Source organism: Ralstonia sp. 110700041-2 (assembly GCF_056280165.1).
Genome location: NZ_JBSFAI010000006.1, coordinates 127,079 through 145,345, shown reverse-complemented (window position 1 = coordinate 145,345; position 18,267 = coordinate 127,079). Strand labels below are relative to the sequence as shown.

Sequence of the window (18,267 nt, the reverse complement as noted above, 5' to 3'; positions counted from 1 at the left end):
CAGCACACGTTCGGTTAGCGGAAGAAGACGAAGGTCATCAGAACGAAAATCGGCAAGAGAATGCACACGGACCACAGCATGTAGCCAAAGAAGCTGGGCATCTGCAGGCCGCGGCTTTCGGCAATGGCCTTGACCATCAGGTTGGGCGCGTTGCCGATATAGGTGTTGGCACCCATGAACACGGCCGCGGCGGAAATCGCGCCCAGCGTGGAGGCGCCCTCGCTCATCAGCATGCGTGCGTCGCCACCGGCGGTGTTGAAGAACACCAGATATGTCGGCGCATTGTCGAGAAACGACGACAGCACCCCCGTCGCCCAGAAGTACATCACGTTGTTCGGCTGGCCCGCGCTGTCGTTGACGAGATGGACGATGCCCGCGAACGGGCCATCCACGCCGGCCTTGAGCATGGCAATCACCGGCCCGATCGTGATGAAGATGCCGGCAAACAGCTTGGCGACTTCCAGAATGGGCTCCCAGTTGAACTCGTTGCCGGCGCGCGCGCTTGCCGGGGTGAGCCACAACGAAAGCAGCGCGATGACGACCAGCCCGACGTCGCGTACCACGTTCTGCAGCATCACCTCGGTACCCATCACGTGGAAGATGATGCCGGGCTTCCACAGCCCGCTCATCAGCACGAGGCCGAGAATGCCCGCCAGCAGCACAAAGTTGACGTTGCCCTCGAAGCGCAGCGGGCCCGCATCATCCGGCGAGGCGTCGGTGATGTTGGGCAGTTCTTCCTTGCCCGTGTGATAGAAATAGCTGTCGATAACGAAGAAGATCGCCAGCAGCAGCACCCACATCGTCAACGTCTGGCGCCACAGATATTGCGCGGTCCAGAAGAAATCCACGCCCTGCAAGAAGCCGAGGAAGAGCGGCGGATCGCCCAGCGGCGTGAGCGCCCCGCCTGCATTGGCCACCAGAAAGATGAAGAACACGACAACGTGCGCCCGATGCCGGCGTGCCTCGTTGGCGCGCAGCAAAGGCCGGATCAGCAGCATCGCGGCGCCGGTCGTGCCCATGATGCTGGCCAGCGCCGTACCAAGCGCGATCAAGCCCGTGTTGAGCTTTGGCGTTCCATGCAGATTGCCGCGAATGCAGATACCGCCTGCAACAACGTACAAAGCGGCGATCAGCGCGATGAAGGGAATGTATTCAGCAAGGGCTGCGTGATTGACGGAAGCGATGGCCGCCTGCGAGCCAAACGCGATCCCGAACGGCACCAGAAGCACCAATGCCCAAGACGCTGCGATCTTGCCGTAATGGTCGTGCCATAGCTTGGGCATCATGAGCGGTGCAATGGCAATCGAGAGCAGGATGCCCGCAAACGGCACACCCCACAACAAGTGCAACTCAGCGCCGCTCACATCAGCAGCGCGCGCCAGGCCACAGACGAACAGGAAGACAAGGGGCCAAAGGCGTTTCACGTAGGCGTTCTCCTAAGCGTGGGCGCACACGGCAAACGCAGCCTCGCCACACGAACAAAGACGCCAGTGTAAACGCCCGAGGTCTGTCGCCCTGAACGTCCCCCGATGTTTGATGAGCGAATGAGCCCTGGACGCTGTCTCAGGCAGTCGACACCACGATCACATGCACCCGATACGGGCCATGTGCGCCGAGCACGATGGTCTGCTCGATATCCCCCGTGCGCGACGGCCCGCTGATGACGTTGGTGGCGCGTGGCAGCTCGCCTCGCTCCGCGCGCATCAGCGAATAGGCATCTTCCAGATTGGCGACGATGCGCGACTGCGGAACCACGGCGATATGCGTCTCGGGCAGCAGCGCCGTGGAAGCGACGTTCTCCGGCCCCGACAGCAGCATCAGCGAGCCCGTCTCAGCAATCGCGCAGAAGCAACCCGTAATGCCGACGAGATCGCCGTGCTCCTGATCGGCTTGCGCCTCGCGCACCGGCGGACGGAATTCGATGCCGATGCCGGCAGCGGCCCAGTCCAGCGATTCCAACGTAGTCCAGGCCACGGCCTGCGGCCGGAGGTTCAGCCCAGACAAGTAACGGGCCACCGCGCCCGGCACGTCGGACAGCGCCTCCACGGTATCCAGCGTGGAAGCCATCTTCAGCGCCTGCTCGGCAAAATGCGCGGCAAGGTTTTCCGGCACCGGCGGGCGCGGGCCGGCGGGGTGGCGCGCGAGGTAATCCGCCACGGCATCGCGCTCACCCTGCGTCGGTTGCGCGGGACGATGCTGCGCATTGCGGATGCGCGCAAAGATGGCGTCGCGTGCGCGGCTGGTGTCGAGCGGGTCGACGGGGGTGTCCGGTTGTGATTCCATGGCGGCTCCGAAAGATCGATCGATTATACGAGCCGCTTCCTGCACGATCCGCCCCCGCCGTTGAAACTTATTCGGCGTCGGCGTGAGCCTTATTGCACGCCAAATACCTGCTTCAGGTACGTGAGGTACGCTGGATCGTCGCACATCGTCTTCTCCGGCGCGTCCGACAGTTTGGCCACCGGCTGGCCATTGCAGCGGACCATCTTGATGACGATCTGCAGCGGCGTGTAGCCCAGGTCGTTTGTCAGATTGGTCCCCACGCCAAACGCCAGCTTGCAGCGGCCATGAAAGCGCTCATACAGGCCGATGACCTTGGGCATGTCGAGGCTGTCGGAGAAGATCAGCGCCTTGGACTTCGGCTCGGCGCGCATGTCGTCGTAATGCTTGAGCATGCGCTCGCCCCACTCGAACGGGTCGCCAGAATCATGGCGAACGCCGTCGAAGAGCTTGCAGAAGAACATGTCGAAATCGCGCAGGAAGGCGTCAAAGCCGTAGGTATCCGACAGCGCGATGCCGAGGTCGCCGCGATATTCCTTGGCCCAGGTTTCCAGCGCAAAGGTCTGGGAATCGCGCAGGCGCGGACCCAGCGCTTGGCAGGCCTGAAGGTATTCATGCGCCATGGTGCCCAGCGGCGTCATGCCGTGCTTCATGGCGAAGTAGACGTTGCTCGTGCCCGCGTACTGGGCGCCGAGTTGCGCATGCGTCTCCAGCAGCACATGCTCATGCCAAGTGTGCGAAAAACGGCGGCGGGTGCCGTAGTCGGCAATGCGGCAGTCTTCCAGGCCGGGGCGCTTCAGCGATGCCAGCTTGTCGGTCAGGCGGCGCTTGCCCTCCTCCCACTGCGGGTGCGTCTGCGTGCGGCTGAAGAACACCTCGTTGACGATGGCCAGAACGGGCACCTCGAACATGATCGTGTGCAGCCACGGCCCCGCGATGACGATCTCGATCTGCCCATCGTTGCTCGGCGCCGGGCGCACGTCGATGTACTTCTCGTTGAGATGGAACAGGCCGAGAAAATCGACGAAATCGCTCTTGATGAAGCGCATGCCGCGCAGGTAATCAAGTTCCGTATCGGTAAAGCGCAGGGTGCAGAGATGGCGGATTTCCGCGCGGATCTCTTCAATGAACGGCACCAGATCGACGCCCGCGTTACGGCACTTAAAGCGGTATTCGACGTGCGCGCCAGGAAAGTGATGCAGCACCACCTGCATCATCGTGAATTTGTACAGATCGGTATCGAGCAACGAGCGGATGATCATCGGACAGCGCCAAAAGCCATATGGACTGGCCGCCATGCTAACCGAAGCCAGGCGGGACGCCTGTGGCAGTCACATAAATCCCGCCGCGCACCGCGGAAAATGGTCGTTTTGGGCTTCTACGCGGACGGAAAACCCCTTGATTCCGCTATAATTTCCGGTTTCCGACCGGATTTTTGCACCATGGAAGCAGAACGCCTCAATGCCATCCAGAACACGTTGGCCGACCTGAAGTCGCGCGCCGACGACCTTCGGAGGTATCTTTGACTACGACGTCAAATCTGAACGTCTAGTCGAAGTCGACAAGGAACTCGAAAACCCCGAGGTCTGGAACGATCCCAAACGCGCCCAGGAGCTGGGCCGCGAGAAGAAGTCGCTTGAAACCGTCGTGCTGGCGCTGACCAAACTTGACGAAGATCTCACCGGCGCCGCCGAACTGTTCGAGCTCGCCCGCGAAGAGGGCGACGACGAGACCATCGAAGCCATCGAGGCTGACACCGCAGGCATGCGCGCCATCGTCGAAGACATGGAATTCCGCCGCATGTTCTCCGGCCCGATGGACGCCGCCAACTGCTTTATTGACATCCAGGCCGGCGCCGGCGGCACCGAGGCGTGCGACTGGGCATCGATGCTGCTGCGCCAGTACCTGAAGTACTGCGAGCGCAAGGGCTTCAAGACCGAAGTCCTGGAAGAATCCGAAGGCGACGTGGCCGGCATCAAGAGCGCGTCGATCAAGGTCGAGGGCGAATACGCGTTTGGCTTCCTGCGCACCGAAACCGGCGTGCACCGTCTGGTGCGCAAATCGCCGTTCGACTCGGCGGGTGGCCGCCACACGTCGTTCTCGTCGATCTTCGTGTATCCGGAAGTCGATGATTCGATCGAGATCGAGGTCAACCCGGCGGATCTGCGCGTTGATACGTACCGTGCTTCCGGTGCGGGCGGTCAGCACATCAACAAGACCGACTCGGCCGTGCGGATTACGCACATCCCGACCGGCATCGTCGTGCAGTGCCAGAACGACCGCTCGCAGCACCGCAACCGTGCCGAGGCGATGACGATGCTGAAGTCGCGCCTGTATGAGCACGAACTGCGCAAGCGTCAGGCCGCTGCAGACGCACAAGAAGCAGCCAAGACCGACGTGGGCTGGGGCCATCAGATCCGCTCGTACGTGCTGGACCAGAGCCGTATCAAGGATCTGCGCACCAACGTGGAAATCTCCAACACGCAGAAGGTGCTGGACGGCGATCTGGACCCGTTTATTCAGGCGAGCCTGAAGCAGGGCGTCTGATCCGAGCCAAACCAGAGCGACTGCCATGTCTGACACGTCCCTGTTCATCCTGACCGGTGCCTCGCGCGGCCTGGGCGCCGCGCTGGCCCAGGCGCTGATGCAACCCGGTCGCCGCCTCATCTGCGTCGCACGCGGCGATAACGCCGAATTGCGCGCGCAGGCGGCAGCCGCCGGTGTGACGCTCGACTGGCACCAGGTCGACCTGTCCGACGCGCATGCCGCCGAGGCTTGGATGACCAAGACGCTTGCCGCCCTGCCCGCTTTTGCCAACGTGACGCTGGTGCTCAACGCCGGCGCGGTCGAGCCGATCGGCACCATCGACACATTGCGCGCCGATACGCTGCTGCCGCACCTGCAACTGAACCTGGCCGGCCCGATGGCGCTGACCGCTGCCCTGCTGCGCGGCACCTCCGGGTGGAACGCGCAGCGCCGCGTGCTGGCGATCTCGTCGGGCGCTGCGCGCCGGCCGATCGCCGGCTGGGCGGCGTATTGCACCGGCAAGGCCGGGCTGGACATGTTCGTGCGCGCCATCAATGCCGATGGCGACGCGAGCGTGCGCGCCGTGGCACTCGCCCCCGGCGTGATCGACACCGACATGCAACGCACCATCCGTGGCGCCGACTTTGCCGGCGTGCAGCGCTTCCGCGATCTGCACGCGCATGGCGAGTTGGTCTCGCCGCAGGTCGCCGCCACGCGCATCGCCGCCTACCTCGTCCGCCCCGACTTTGGCGCGACCGAGCTAGACGACCTGCGCAACATCGCCTGATACGACATTCCTCTCATCACCATCATGACCGAACAGAACAACCCGGCCGAATCGAACACCGCGGCCGCCGTGCCGGCGCAGGACGACAACAAGATCATCGCCGAGCGCCGCGAGAAGCTGGCAGAGATCCGCCAGCAAGGCGTCGCGTTTCCCAACGATTTCCGCCCGACGCACCATGCCGGTGATCTGCAAGCCAAGTATCGCGAGCTGGAGCAGACCGCACTGGAAGCCGAACCGGTGCAGGTGGCCATTGCCGGCCGCATGATGCTCAAGCGCGTGATGGGCAAGGCAAGCTTTGCCACCGTGCAGGACGCCACCGACCGCATCCAGTTCTACATCAGCCGCGACGCCGTGGGCGAAGACGTCTACGCCAGCTTCAAGAAATGGGATCTGGGCGATATCGTGGCCGCACGCGGCACGCTGATGAAGACGAAGACCGGCGAGTTGTCGGTGGCGGTGACGGAGCTGCGCCTGCTCTCGAAGAGCCTGCGTCCGCTACCGGGCGACTACTACGGCCTGGCAGATCAGGAACAGAAGTACCGTCAGCGCTACGTCGATCTGATCGTCTCGAAGGAAACGCGCGACACGTTCCGTGCCCGCACCAAGGCCATGGCCTCGCTGCGCAACTTCATGGCCGGCAACGGTTTCATGGAGGTCGAGACGCCGATGCTGCACCCGATTCCGGGCGGCGCGGCAGCCAAACCGTTCATCACGCACCACAACGCGCTGGACATGCAGATGTTCCTGCGCATCGCGCCCGAGCTGTACCTGAAGCGCCTGATCGTCGGTGGCTTCGAGCGCGTGTACGAGATCAACCGCAACTTCCGTAACGAGGGCGTGTCGCCGCGACACAACCCCGAGTTCACGATGATGGAGTTCTACGCGGCCTACACGGACTACCGCTGGCTGATGGACTTCACCGAGCAGTTGATCCGCCAGGCTGCCATTGACGCTTCTGGCACCGCCACGCTGACCTACCAGGGCCGCGAGCTGGATCTTGCCAAGCCGTTCCATCGCCTGACCATCTGCCAGGCGATCCAGAAGTACGCGCCGCAATACACCGACGCGCAACTAGCTGACGTCGACTTCCTGCGCGCCGAACTGAAGAAGTTCAAGATCGACACCAACGCGCCGCAATTCCTGAACGCCGGCGTGGGTACGCTGCAGCTCGTGCTGTTTGAAGAGACGGCCGAGTCGCAACTGTGGGAGCCGACCTTCATCATCGACTACCCGGTCGAAGTGTCGCCGCTGGCACGTGGCTCCGACACGCTGCCGGGCATCACCGAGCGCTTCGAGTTGTTCATCACCGGCCGCGAAATCGCCAACGGTTTCTCCGAGCTGAATGATCCTGAAGACCAGGCCGAGCGCTTCCGCAAGCAGGTCGAGCAAAAGGACGCTGGCGACGAAGAAGCCATGTTCTACGACGCCGACTATATCCGCGCGTTGGAATACGGCATGCCCCCGACCGGCGGCTGCGGCATCGGCATCGACCGTCTGGTGATGCTGCTCACCGACAGCCCGAACATCCGCGACGTGATCCTCTTCCCGCACCTGCGCCGCGAAGACTGATCGGGCGCGATCGATCGCCTTGGAAAGAACGCCCCTTCGGGGGCGTTTTTTGTTGCGCGCGCGGCCGCAAATCACGCGCCCACCCCGCTATTTGTAACAATGCCCGGCTTTTACAAAGTGGGATAAACTTCGCCAAGCACTTGATTTTTAAGCGAAAAATTGGAGTACAGATGCTTACAATTTAAAACGGCATCCGTTTGGGCGATGGACCACACTGTGATCATCAAAACGCCGAATCGATCACGGCGCAGGAGAGCGATGATGAACAACAACGTCCAATCGAACCAAGGTCAACAATACGGCGGCACGTCGCCGGGGCAAGTGCCTCCGTCTTCGCGCCGCATGCATCCACTGATGACGACGGCCGCTGTGGCCGTGATCATCGCCAGCCTGACGGCGGTGGCCGCCATTACCGGTGTGCTGCCGACCTCGAAGGCTACACAGGGCAGCACTGACCCCAACGTTGCCGCGCAATCGGCAGCGGCCGTGGCGGGCGCTTCAGCCCCGATGGCACTGGCTGCGCCAGGCCAGACCACGCAACCGAATCAGGCCGCTCCGTATCCGGCCCAGAATGTGGCGCCCGCTCTGACGCGAGCCCGCGAGCCGTCGTACGCTGAACGCGCACCCTCGACCAGCCCGAGCTATGCGCAAACCCAGCCGCGCCAGTCGGCCAGCCCCTATGCCGGCCATGTGACTTCAGTCACGCCGATCACCACGCAAGGCAAGGAAACCGGCCTCGGCATGATCGGTGGCGCCGTGGTGGGTGGGCTGCTGGGTAACCAGATTGGCCGCGGCAATGGCCGTACGCTGGCTACGGTCGGCGGCGCGGTGGCAGGCGGTTATGGCGGCCACGTGGCGGAGAACTACTACAGCCGCGACACCCAATACCGTGTGAACGTGCGCATGGACAACGGCACCAACCGCAGCTTCACGTACAAGGCTGCACCGGGCTTCCAGGCAGGCGAACGCGTGCATATCGAGAACGGTACGCTGGTGGCGGGGTAATCCGGCTTCGCCTTCGCCCCAAAAGAAAAACCGGCCTTCGGGCCGGTTTTTTCATGCATACGCGTTTGAGGCTGCGCGCTTATTCCGCTTCTTCGATCCAGGCTTGCTGGATGGCTTCCAGAAATTTTTCGCCGCCACGCTTGTGGTCGTCGTCAAAGCCTTCCAGCGTGACCACCTTGTTGTGCAGGTCGACGAAGTTCAGGCGCGTCGGATCGACGTCGGGGTACTTGTCATACAGCGCTTCTGCGATCTGCTGGATGTCGTTCCATTTCATGATGGGCTCCCTCCACCGCTGGCCACTCGGCTCAGTGGTTTTCCTTGGCGTGGTTGATCGTGTACTTCGGAATTTCGACGGTCAGGTCCGACTCCGCCACCTTGGCCTGGCAGGACAGGCGCGAGTTCGGCTCCAGGCCCCAGGCCTTGTCGAGCAGATCCTCTTCCTTCTCGGTCGCCTCATCCAGCGAATTGAAGCCCTCGCGCACGATCACGTGGCAGGTCGTGCAGGCACACGACTTCTCGCATGCATGCTCGATCTCAATGTCAGCGCCCAACAGCGCATCGCAGATGGTCGTGCCGGGCTTGGCTTCGATCACGGCCCCTTCCGGGCAGTATTCGACGTGAGGAAGGACGACGATGTGTGGCATGAAGAAACTCGTTCGATAAATGTGTTTGGTGGGATCCGATCGGCGATCAGCCGAGTTCCTCGATACGTTTGCCGGCGAGCGCCTTGCGAATGCCGCGGTCCATGCGGCGCGCGGCGAATTCGTCGGTGCCATGCGACAGGGCATCCACGGCGTCCTTGATGGCGCGATGGTCTTCGCCCTGCATGGTGGTGCGCAGCGCGGCAATTTCGGTGTCGATGGCGGCACGCTCCTCGGGCGACAGCAGATCGCCATCGGCCGCCAGCGCCTGTGACAGCGCCTCAAGCAGGCGTTCGCCTTCAACGCGCTCTTCGGCCAGCGCTCGACGGCGCATGTCGTCTTCGGCGGATTGGAAACCTTCCTGCAACATGCGGGCGACATCGTCATCGCCCAGACCGTACGACGGCTTCACCGCAATCGACGCTTCCACGCCCGACACCGTTTCGCGTGCGGACACCGATAGCAAGCCATCGGCATCCACCTGATACGTCACGCGGATGCGTGCGGCGCCAGCCACCATCGGCGGGATGCCGCGCAACTCGAAACGCGCCAAGGATCGACAATCGCTCGCCAGTTCGCGCTCGCCTTGCAGGACGTGGATCGCCATCGCCGTCTGGCCGTCCTTGAAGGTGGTGAATTCCTGGGCGCGTGCGACGGGAATCGTGCTGTTGCGCGGGATGATCTTCTCGACCAGGCCACCCATCGTCTCGACGCCCAGCGACAGCGGGATCACGTCGAGCAGCAGCCAGTCTTCACCCGGTGCCCGGTTACCGGCCAACAGGTTGGCCTGCATGGCCGCGCCAATGGCGACCACCTGATCCGGATCGAGGTTCGTGAGCGGCGTCTGACCGAACAGCTGACCCACGGCACGGCGGATGATCGGCATGCGCGTCGCGCCGCCTACGAGCACCACGCCCTTTACGTCTTCCACCGTCACGCCTGCATCGCGCAGCGCACGGCGCACGGGCGACAGCGTCTTCTGCACGAGAGTGGCGGTCAGTTCGGCAAAGGTCTCAGCGGTCAGCACGAGATGCACGGTCTCGCCGGTGGAGAGCATCGCGTCGATCTCGGTGCTGTCGGCGGTGGACAGCCATTCCTTGGCGGCCCGCGCCTTGTTCAGCAGCAGGCGCGTGTCTTCGGCAGAGAGCGGTTGCAGGCCGGCCTGCTCGACGACCCAGCACACGATGCGCTGGTCGAAATCGTCACCGCCGAGCGCGGAGTCCCCGCCCGTCGACATCACCTCGAACACGCCCTTGGTGAGCTTGAGCACAGAGATGTCGAACGTACCGCCACCCAGGTCGTAGACCGCGTAGATGCCTTCGGAGCCGTTGTCCAGGCCATAGGCGATGGCAGCTGCGGTCGGCTCGTTCAGCAGGCGCAGCACGTTCAGGCCCGCCAGCTTGGCGGCGTCCTTGGTGGCTTGCCGCTGTGCGTCGTCAAAGTACGCAGGGACAGTGATGACGGCGCCGACGAGTTCATCGCCGAGCGTATCTTCCGCGCGCTGGCGCAGCGTGGCCAGGATCTCCGCCGACACTTCCACCGGGCTCTTCACGCCGGCCACGGTCTTCAACTGCACCATGCCGGGCGCGTCGACAAAGTCGTACGGCGTGTTCTCGATGTGGGCAACATCCTTCAGGCCACGCCCCATGAAACGCTTGACCGAGATGATGGTGTTCTTCGGGTCGCGCACGGCTTCGGCCTGGGCCTTGTAGCCGATATGCGCACCGCCTGTGGGCAGGTAGCGCACCACGGAGGGCAATAGGGGGCGCCCCTGATCGTCGGGCAGCACTTCCGGCACGCTGCTGCGCACGGAGGCCACCAGCGAGTTGGTCGTGCCCAGGTCGATGCCGACCGCCAGACGGCGCTGGTGCGGTGCGGGTGATTCGCCAGGTTCGGAAATCTGCAGTAAAGCCATGGGGATGTCTCGATTGCGCGGATGGGCTGCCTGCCGGGGCAAACCCAACATTGTCGCAAATTCTGGGTTCTAGTCTTCCAGCCGGTCGATGGCCTCGGCGGTGTCGCGTTCGATCTTTTCGATGAACATCAATTGGCGCACGGCATCGGCTGCTGCTGCGGTGTTGCCATCGCTATTGAGCAGACCGGACAGCGCCTGATAGCGCGTGCGTTTTTCCTTGCGCAGCATGCCAAGCAAATCATCCAGCGCATCGACGTTGCGCTCCGCCTTGGCGTCGCCCAAGGCTTCGCGCCATTCCATTTGCTGCATCAGAAACGCGGGCGGCATGGCCGTGTTGTTCTCTGCCTGCACGTCGATACCGCGCAGGTGCAGCAGATACGTCGCCCGTTTGAGCGGGTCACGCAGCGTCTGATACGCCTCGTTCGCACGTGTGGCCCACTGCATGGCGACGCGGCGTTCGGCATCGCCCGCATGGGCATAACGATCCGGATGCGCCTGCGACTGCACGGTGCGATACGCAGCGTTCAGCGCGTCGTCGTCGACCTCGAAGTGCTCGGGCAGACCGAAGAGAGAAAAATGCGTCGTGTTCGCTGACAAGCCGGAATTCATGAATAAAAAAAGCGGCTGCGCCGCCTAGTGTTCCTTCGTGTTTCTTATTCGACCGGCTCACCCCGATCGCACTTCAGGCACTCGACCACCACGCCCATCTTGCTGGCGCGCCCGGCTTCGGTTTCAGTCCAGGGGCGCAACTGCCAAGGCGGATCGTGGCGCATATGCTGCCCATGTCCGCAAGCGAGACGGGCGACCCAATGGCCCTCCTCGTCCCGCTCGAAACCGACAATCGGCTGCTTCAATGTGCCCCGCTCACACGCGGAACGATTCACCGCAGCCGCACTCGTCCTTCACGTTTGGATTATTGAAGCGGAACCCTTCGTTCAGCCCCTCGCGTGCGTAGTCCAACTCAGTGCCGTCGATGTACGGCAGGCTCTTCGGATCGACGATCACCTTGACGCCGTTGGATTCGAAGACCTGGTCTTCGGTGGCAATCTCATCTGCATATTCGAGCTTGTAGGCCAGGCCCGAACAGCCCGTGGTCTTCACGCCCACGCGCAGGCCCACGCCCTTGCCACGGCGGGTCAGGTAGCGGGAAACGTGCTGCGCGGCCTTGTCGGTCAGGGTGATCATGCTGCGTCCTTTCTATCCAAACCGGCTCAAGCAGCCTTCTGCTCGGCCGAACCGTGCTTTTCCTTGTAGTCGGCCACGGCCGCCTTGATGGCGTCTTCGGCCAGAATCGAGCAGTGGATCTTCACCGGCGGCAGGGCCAGCTCTTCAGCGATGGCCGTGTTGCGGATTTCCAGCGCCTGATCCAGCGTCTTGCCCTTCACCCATTCCGTCACCAGCGACGACGAAGCGATGGCCGAACCGCAGCCGTAGGTCTTGAACTTGGCGTCTTCAATCACGCCCTGCTCGTTGACCTTGATCTGCAGCTTCATCACGTCGCCGCAAGCCGGCGCGCCGACCATGCCGGTGCCGACCGTGTCGTCGCCCTTCTCGAACGAACCGACGTTGCGCGGGTTTTCGTAATGGTCCAGAACTTGGTTGCTGTAAGACATTTCACACCTCTTTCAATCGTTGGCTGGCGCGGGGGCGCCGTTGTTCTCAAACGCCGCGCTCAGTGCGCCGCCCATTGAATGCTGTTCAGATCCACGCCGTCCTTATACATCTCCCACAGCGGAGACAGGTCGCGCAGCTTGCCGATCTTGCTCTTGAGCAGCTCGACCACGTAGTCGACTTCTTCTTCCGTCGTGAAGCGGCCCACCGTGAAGCGGATCGAGCTGTGCGCGAGTTCATCGTTGCGGCCCAGCGCACGCAGCACGTACGAAGGCTCCAGCGAGGCCGACGTGCAGGCCGACCCCGACGACACGGCGACGTCCTTGATCGCCATGATCAGCGACTCGCCTTCCACAAAGTTGAAGCTGATGTTCAGGTTGTGCGGCACACGGGCTTCCATGTCGCCGTTCACGTACACCTCTTCCATCGTGTTCAGGCCGCGATACAGGCGGTCGCGCAGCATGCGGATGCGCTCGTTCTCGGTCGCCATTTCTTCCTTGGCGATGCGGAAGGCCTCACCCATGCCGACGATCTGGTGCGTGGCCAGCGTACCCGAGCGCATGCCGCGCTCATGTCCACCGCCGTGCATCTGCGCTTCGATACGGATACGCGGCTTGCGGCGCACGTACAGCGCGCCGATGCCCTTCGGCCCATACGTCTTATGCGCCGAGAACGACATTAGGTCAACCTTCAGCTTCTGCAGGTCGATTTCCACCTTGCCCGTAGCCTGCGCGGCATCGACGTGAAAAATCACGCCTTTTTCGCGGCAGATTTCGCCGAGTTGCTCGATGTCCTGAATGACGCCGATTTCGTTGTTCACCATCATCACCGACGCAAGAATGGTGTCAGGGCGGATGGCTTGCTTGAAGACGTCGATATCGATCAGGCCGTTGTCCTTCACGTCCAGGTAGGTCACCTCGAAGCCCTGGCGCTCCAGCTCACGCGTCGTGTCCAGCACAGCCTTGTGCTCGGTCTTCACGGTGATGATGTGCTTGCCCTTGCTGCTGTAAAAGTTGGCAGCGCCCTTGATGGCTAGGTTGTCGGACTCCGTGGCGCCCGACGTCCAGACGATTTCGCGCGGGTCGGCATTCACCAGCGCGGCGACCTGCTCGCGCGCGGTCTCGACGGCCTTCTCGGCTTCCCAGCCAAACGGGTGGCTGCGCGAAGCCGGGTTGCCGAAGCTCTCGCGCAGATACGGAATCATCTTGTCGACGACGCGCGGGTCCACCGGCGTCGTCGCGGAATAGTCCATGTAGATGGGAAGTTGCGGGGTGCTCATATCTTGTCTGCCTTGTGTGGGGGGCGATGTTCTTGTGTGGACTGGCGTCGCGGCCAGTCTCACGCTAGCGCAATCACGACTGCGCCAGACTGAAAACGGAGTTGACCAGCGGTGCTCGCTTGACGGGCTCGGCGGCCACCGACGCGGTAGCCGGCGTGTCAACGGCGCGGGCGCGTGTCGGTGTGCGTTCGCGGCGAGCCGGACGCGCTTCACGCATGTCCTGGATCACTTCTGGCTGACGCTCGCGTTGCTGATCGACCAGGTTCTGCAGCGACACCGAATCGAGATACTCGACCATCTTCTGATTGAGCGTGGCCCACAAATCGTGCGTCATGCAGCGGCCCGTATGGCCACCGACATGCTCTTCGCCGCCGCAGTTGCCCTTGCCGCCGCATTGGGTGGCGTCCAGCGGCTCATCCACGGCGATGATGATGTCGGCAACGGTAACGTCGTCGGCACGGCGGGCGAGGCTGTAGCCGCCGCCCGGACCGCGCACGCTTTCCACGATTTCGTGGCGGCGCAGTTTGCCGAACAGCTGCTCAAGATACGACAGCGAAATCTTCTGACGCTGGCTGATGCCGGCCAGCGTGACCGGACCCTGCTCTTGGCGCAGCGCCAAGTCAATCATGGCGGTGACCGCGAAGCGGCCTTTGGTGGTCAATCTCATGGCGTCGGGGAAATACCTGATCGTTTTGCTCAAGTATAAAGGAACCCGACAAAATCGGTCAACTAAGGTGTCGGGGGATTCCGCGTCGCAGCAAGGGGATTTGCAGAGCCCGAAAAACGGGATGGCCACGCGGCAGGCCGTATTGTGGACTAAAACAATCAACCACGTTGGATAGGGCTATCACGCCACCCCCGCAGCGCAACTTGCGAGTCCGTCGTCAAGGCGCCGTCACTGCGGGTTTTTACTTATGCGGTGGAAAGCGCAATTTCGTTGACTTCTGTTACGCGGTAGCCGAGACTGTCAGGTACGCAAACGTTTGCGAAGAGCGAGGCGCGATTGTCCTTAGATATGCCTGACGGCATGAGGCAGCGACGACGCCCGCACCCACCCGCCCCAGATAGGCCTCTTCCTGGAGGAGACACCATGGATATCCGCCGTCGCCGCGCCCTGCAACTTGGCGCGGGCTCTGTCGTAGCTGCTCTGCCGTTCCCATTTTCGCTGGCGCACGCCGCCAACCAGCCACCCAAGGTGGCGTTGGTGATGAAGTCGCTTGCCAACGAGTTCTTCCTGACCATGGAGAACGGCGCGCGTAAGCATCAGAAGGATCACGCGTCGGAGTATTCACTGCTGACCAACGGCATTCGCGACGAAACCGACACCGCTGGCCAAATCCGTCTGGTCGAGCAGATGATCGTCGCGCGCGTGGATGCGCTGGTGCTGGCCCCGGCCGATTCCAAGGCGTTGGTGCCGGTCGTCAAGAAGGCCGTGGACGCGGGCATTCTCGTCATCAACATCGACAACAGGCTGGACCCCGCGGCACTGAAAGAGAAAGGGCTGAACGTGCCCTTCGTGGGGCCGGACAACCGCAAGGGTGCACGACTGGTGGGCGACTTCGTTGCCAAGTCGCTCAAGCCGGGCGATGCCGTGGGCATCATCGAAGGCATACCGACCACCACGAACGCCCAGCAACGTACCGCTGGCTTCAAGGACGCCGCCGAAGCGGCCAAGCTGAAGATCGCGGGGGTGCAATCGGGCGAATGGGAAATCGACAAGGGAAACAAGGTGGCAGCCGCCATGCTGCGCTCCGAGCCCGACCTGAAGGCCCTGCTGTGCGGCAACGACAACATGGCGATCGGCGCCGTATCGGCTGTGCGCGCGGCGGGCAAGCTGGGCAAGGTGCTGATTGGCGGCTATGACAACATCGACGCCATCAAGGCCATGCTGGCTGACGGGCGTGTCGTTGCGACGGCCGATCAGCACGCCGATCAGCAAGCCGTCTACGGCATCGAGACCGCCCTGAAGGCGTTAGCCGCCAAGACGCCGCAAGCGAAGCTGTCGGGTGTCGTCGAGACACCGGTCAACCTCGTCACGCGCACGTAACGCCACAGACCGGCAAGCCGCCGCCAGCCATGTCTGCCGCTTACGAACCGCGCCCGCCGCTGCTGCGTGTTTCCGCCGTCAGCAAGCACTACGCCGCCCCCGTGCTGCGAGATATCGATCTCGACGTGCACGCGGGCGAGGTGCTCGCGCTCACGGGGGAGAACGGCGCCGGCAAGAGCACGCTCTCCAAGATCCTCTGCGGGCTGGAGACGGCAACCTCCGGGTCGATGACGCTTGCCGGCACGCTCTACGCGCCTGATTCGCGCAGCTCAGCGGAGGCGCTGGGCGTGCGCATGGTGCTGCAGGAACTGAGCATGGTGCCGACGCTGACAGTGGCCGAAAACCTGTTCCTCGGCGAACTCCCCCGGCGGCTGGGTTTCGTGGATCGCTCTGCGCTGCGCGTTCGGGCCGAACAGGCGCTTGCGCGCGTGGGCCTGGACCTCAACCCCTGGACGCCCGTACACACGCTCGGCATCGGCCACCGGCAGATGATCGAGATTGCCCGCGCGTTGGCAAGCGCATGCCGTGTGCTGATCCTCGACGAGCCGACGGCGATGCTGAGCGCGCACGAAAGCGCCACGCTGTTCGAGCGCATCGACGCGCTGCGCCGCGAAGGCGTGGCGATCATCTACATCTCTCACCGCCTGGACGAACTGGCGCGCATTGCGGATCGCATCGTCGTGCTGCGTGACGGCAAGCTCGTCACCGATGCGCCGGCTGCGACGGTCACGCAGGATGCGCTGATCCAGGCGATGGTCGGTCGCGACGTGGCCGCCTCGTCCGAAACGCAGCGGGCCGCGCGCGAACCGTGGCTCGGTGACGGCTCACCGGCGCTGCGGGTGACCGGGCTGACGCGTGCCCCGGCTGTGCGCGATGTGAGCTTTGACGTGGCGCCGGGAGAAATCTTCGGCATCGCGGGCCTGGTCGGTGCGGGGCGCACGGAACTGCTGCGGCTGATCTTCGGTGCGGACCGCGCGGATGCGGGCAGCGTCGAAGTCGGCTCGCCGCTGGCGCCAGTGCGCATCCGTTCGCCGGGCGACGCGGTGCGCCACGGCATCAGCCTGCTCACCGAAGACCGCAAGGACGAAGGCCTGATGCTGAGCCTGCCCATCGCGACCAACATCGCGCTGGGCAACATGCCAGGCGTAACGAAGCGCGGCTGGCTGCAACCGGCACGCGAGCGTGTGCTAGCTCAGCGGCACATCGGCGCATTGCGCATCCGTTGCGCTGGGCCCGAGCAACCGGTCGGTGAACTCTCGGGCGGCAATCAGCAGAAGGTGGCGATTGCCCGCTGGCTGGAGCGCGACACGCCTGTGCTGCTCCTCGATGAGCCCACGCGAGGCGTAGACGTCGGCGCCAAGTTCGACATCTATACGCTGCTCGACACCCTGGCCGCGCGAGGCAAGGCGCTGGTCGTGGTGTCGAGCGATTTGCGTGAACTCATGCAACTGTGTGATCACATTGGCGTCATGCGCGCCGGACGCCTCACGCACATCTTCCAACGTGGTGGCTGGAGTCAGGACGCGTTGCTCGCCGCTGTCTTCGGTGAATCGGGCGAATCCGAGTCGTCCGCACCTCAATCGCCCTCGGAGACCGCAGATGCGCTCTGATTCCACCCTACCCCCGACGCGGCCCGCTGCAACAGCCGGCACGCGCGCGGCTCTGGGCATGTCGCTTGGCACTATCGGCGGGTTGCTCGCTGCGCTGATCGCCATGCTGGTGCTGTTCGGCACGCTGTCGCCAACGTTCTTCTCGCTGCCCACGTTCACAACCATCGCCAACGAGATTCCCGACCTGCTCGTGATGGCGGTGGGCATGACATTCATCCTGATGATCGGCGGCATTGATCTGTCGGTGGGCTCGGTGCTGGCGCTGTCGGCTTCGGTGCTGTCGGTGGCCATGACCCAGTTGGGTTGGGGCTTGTTGCCGGCTGCGCTGGCGGGCGTGGTGCTGGCCACGGCGGCCGGCATGCTGACCGGCGCAGTCACGGTGCACTGGGGCATTCCGTCGTTCATCGTTTCGCTGGGCGTGCTGGAAATGGCGCGCGGCCTCGCCTACAGCCTCACCGATTCGCGCACGGTGTACATCGGCAGCGCGGTCGACTGGCTGGCCAACCCCATCGCGCTGGGCATCGCGCCGTCGTTCCTGATTGCGATTGCCATCACGGTGGTTGGCCAAATCGTGCTGGTGCGCACGGTGTTTGGCCGCTACCTCGTGGCCATCGGCACCAATGAAGAAGCCGTGCGGCTGGCGGGCGTGAATCCGCGCCCCTACAAGATTGCGGTGTTCGCGCTGATGGGGCTGCTCTCGGGCCTGGCTGCGCTGTTCCAGGTGTCGCGCCTGGAAGCGGCCGATCCGAACGCCGGCGTGGGCATGGAGCTGCAGGTGATCGCGGCCGTGGTGATCGGCGGCACGAGCCTGATGGGCGGACGCGGGTCGGTCGTGCGCACGCTGTTCGGCGTGCTGATCATCTCGGTGCTCGAATCGGGCCTTGCACAGATCGGCGCCTCCGAGCCCACCAAACGCATCATCACGGGCGCGGTCATCGTCGCAGCCGTGGTCATGGATACCTATCGCAGCAAGCGCAACCGCAGCAAACACCATTAA

19 protein-coding genes are annotated in these 18,267 nt (G+C 63.5%); 7 read left to right on the top strand and 12 right to left on the bottom strand.

Annotated elements, in window-relative coordinates:
* Positions 1 to 14: 14 nt before the first annotated feature.
* From ACUXH0_RS10675 to pncB, 3 genes are all read right to left on the bottom strand, one after another.
* Positions 15 to 1,424 (bottom strand): sodium:proton antiporter, encoded by a 1,410-nt coding sequence (locus ACUXH0_RS10675; protein WP_004635687.1) that lies wholly within the window; start codon positions 1,422 to 1,424, stop codon positions 15 to 17.
* Between the two features lie 139 nt (positions 1,425 to 1,563).
* Entirely contained in the window at positions 1,564 to 2,283 is a 720-nt protein-coding gene (locus tag ACUXH0_RS10670) for a LutC/YkgG family protein (protein ID WP_182594275.1), read from the bottom strand.
* 89 nt (positions 2,284 to 2,372) lie between these two features.
* The gene (gene pncB, locus ACUXH0_RS10665) at positions 2,373 to 3,542 is read right to left on the bottom strand and encodes a nicotinate phosphoribosyltransferase (protein ID WP_182594274.1); all 1,170 of its coding nucleotides are present in this window, start codon (positions 3,540 to 3,542) and stop codon (positions 2,373 to 2,375) included.
* Positions 3,543 to 3,722: 180 nt separating this feature from the next.
* On the opposite strand from pncB, the gene prfB reads away from it, so the two are divergent.
* The 4 genes from prfB to ACUXH0_RS10645 all read left to right on the top strand — a co-directional run bounded on the left by prfB (position 3,723) and on the right by ACUXH0_RS10645 (position 8,167).
* Positions 3,723 to 4,827 (top strand): peptide chain release factor 2 gene (gene prfB, locus ACUXH0_RS10660; RefSeq protein ID WP_012435212.1). Its coding sequence is split into 2 segments (ribosomal slippage): positions 3,723 to 3,803 and positions 3,805 to 4,827, totalling 1,104 coding nucleotides; the frame shifts between segments, so codons are not numbered across the junction.
* 25 nt (positions 4,828 to 4,852) lie between these two features.
* Positions 4,853 to 5,593 (top strand): SDR family oxidoreductase, encoded by a 741-nt coding sequence (locus ACUXH0_RS10655; RefSeq protein ID WP_004635694.1) that lies wholly within the window; start codon positions 4,853 to 4,855, stop codon positions 5,591 to 5,593.
* 24 nt (positions 5,594 to 5,617) lie between these two features.
* Entirely contained in the window at positions 5,618 to 7,162 is a 1,545-nt protein-coding gene (lysS, locus tag ACUXH0_RS10650) for a lysine--tRNA ligase (protein WP_012435210.1), read from the top strand.
* 261 nt (positions 7,163 to 7,423) lie between these two features.
* Positions 7,424 to 8,167, top strand: coding sequence for a glycine zipper 2TM domain-containing protein (locus ACUXH0_RS10645; protein WP_004635698.1), 744 nt, complete (start codon positions 7,424 to 7,426; stop codon positions 8,165 to 8,167).
* A gap of 79 nt (positions 8,168 to 8,246) precedes the next feature.
* Here ACUXH0_RS10645 and iscX read toward each other — a convergent pair whose 3' ends face one another.
* The 9 genes from iscX to iscR form a co-directional block, all read right to left on the bottom strand.
* A complete protein-coding gene (gene iscX, locus ACUXH0_RS10640) occupies positions 8,247 to 8,441 on the bottom strand; it encodes a Fe-S cluster assembly protein IscX (protein ID WP_004635700.1) in 195 nt (64 codons plus the stop codon).
* Between the two features lie 31 nt (positions 8,442 to 8,472).
* A complete protein-coding gene (fdx, locus tag ACUXH0_RS10635) occupies positions 8,473 to 8,811 on the bottom strand; it encodes an ISC system 2Fe-2S type ferredoxin (RefSeq protein WP_004635701.1) in 339 nt (112 codons plus the stop codon).
* 46 nt (positions 8,812 to 8,857) lie between these two features.
* Entirely contained in the window at positions 8,858 to 10,723 is a 1,866-nt protein-coding gene (gene hscA / locus ACUXH0_RS10630) for a Fe-S protein assembly chaperone HscA (RefSeq protein WP_012435209.1), read from the bottom strand.
* Positions 10,724 to 10,792: 69 nt separating this feature from the next.
* Complete coding sequence (gene hscB, locus ACUXH0_RS10625; protein ID WP_004635705.1) at positions 10,793 to 11,332, bottom strand: Fe-S protein assembly co-chaperone HscB; 540 nt, start codon at positions 11,330 to 11,332, stop codon at positions 10,793 to 10,795.
* Positions 11,333 to 11,376: 44 nt separating this feature from the next.
* The gene (locus ACUXH0_RS10620; protein ID WP_012435208.1) at positions 11,377 to 11,577 is read right to left on the bottom strand and encodes a DUF3565 domain-containing protein; all 201 of its coding nucleotides are present in this window, start codon (positions 11,575 to 11,577) and stop codon (positions 11,377 to 11,379) included.
* A gap of 10 nt (positions 11,578 to 11,587) precedes the next feature.
* Complete coding sequence (gene iscA, locus ACUXH0_RS10615) at positions 11,588 to 11,908, bottom strand: iron-sulfur cluster assembly protein IscA (RefSeq protein WP_004635708.1); 321 nt, start codon at positions 11,906 to 11,908, stop codon at positions 11,588 to 11,590.
* Positions 11,909 to 11,934: 26 nt separating this feature from the next.
* Positions 11,935 to 12,336, bottom strand: coding sequence for a Fe-S cluster assembly scaffold IscU (gene iscU / locus ACUXH0_RS10610; protein WP_004635709.1), 402 nt, complete (start codon positions 12,334 to 12,336; stop codon positions 11,935 to 11,937).
* A gap of 59 nt (positions 12,337 to 12,395) precedes the next feature.
* Positions 12,396 to 13,613 carry an IscS subfamily cysteine desulfurase gene (locus tag ACUXH0_RS10605; protein WP_004635713.1) on the bottom strand — a complete coding sequence of 406 codons (1,218 nt, stop codon included), beginning with the start codon at positions 13,611 to 13,613 and terminating at the stop codon, positions 12,396 to 12,398.
* A 73-nt stretch (positions 13,614 to 13,686) separates the two neighbouring features.
* Complete coding sequence (gene iscR / locus ACUXH0_RS10600) at positions 13,687 to 14,280, bottom strand: Fe-S cluster assembly transcriptional regulator IscR (protein ID WP_004635714.1); 594 nt, start codon at positions 14,278 to 14,280, stop codon at positions 13,687 to 13,689.
* Positions 14,281 to 14,703: 423 nt separating this feature from the next.
* Here iscR and ACUXH0_RS10595 point away from each other — a divergent pair, with 423 nt between their 5' ends.
* The 3 genes from ACUXH0_RS10595 to ACUXH0_RS10585 are packed head-to-tail and all read left to right on the top strand — an operon-like array spanning position 14,704 to position 18,267.
* Complete coding sequence (locus ACUXH0_RS10595) at positions 14,704 to 15,660, top strand: sugar ABC transporter substrate-binding protein (protein WP_024973111.1); 957 nt, start codon at positions 14,704 to 14,706, stop codon at positions 15,658 to 15,660.
* A gap of 29 nt (positions 15,661 to 15,689) precedes the next feature.
* A complete protein-coding gene (locus tag ACUXH0_RS10590) occupies positions 15,690 to 17,270 on the top strand; it encodes a sugar ABC transporter ATP-binding protein (protein ID WP_182594273.1) in 1,581 nt (526 codons plus the stop codon).
* The gene (locus ACUXH0_RS10585) at positions 17,260 to 18,267 is read left to right on the top strand and encodes an ABC transporter permease (RefSeq protein WP_024973113.1); all 1,008 of its coding nucleotides are present in this window, start codon (positions 17,260 to 17,262) and stop codon (positions 18,265 to 18,267) included. Before ACUXH0_RS10590 ends, ACUXH0_RS10585 begins: the two co-directional genes overlap by 11 nt.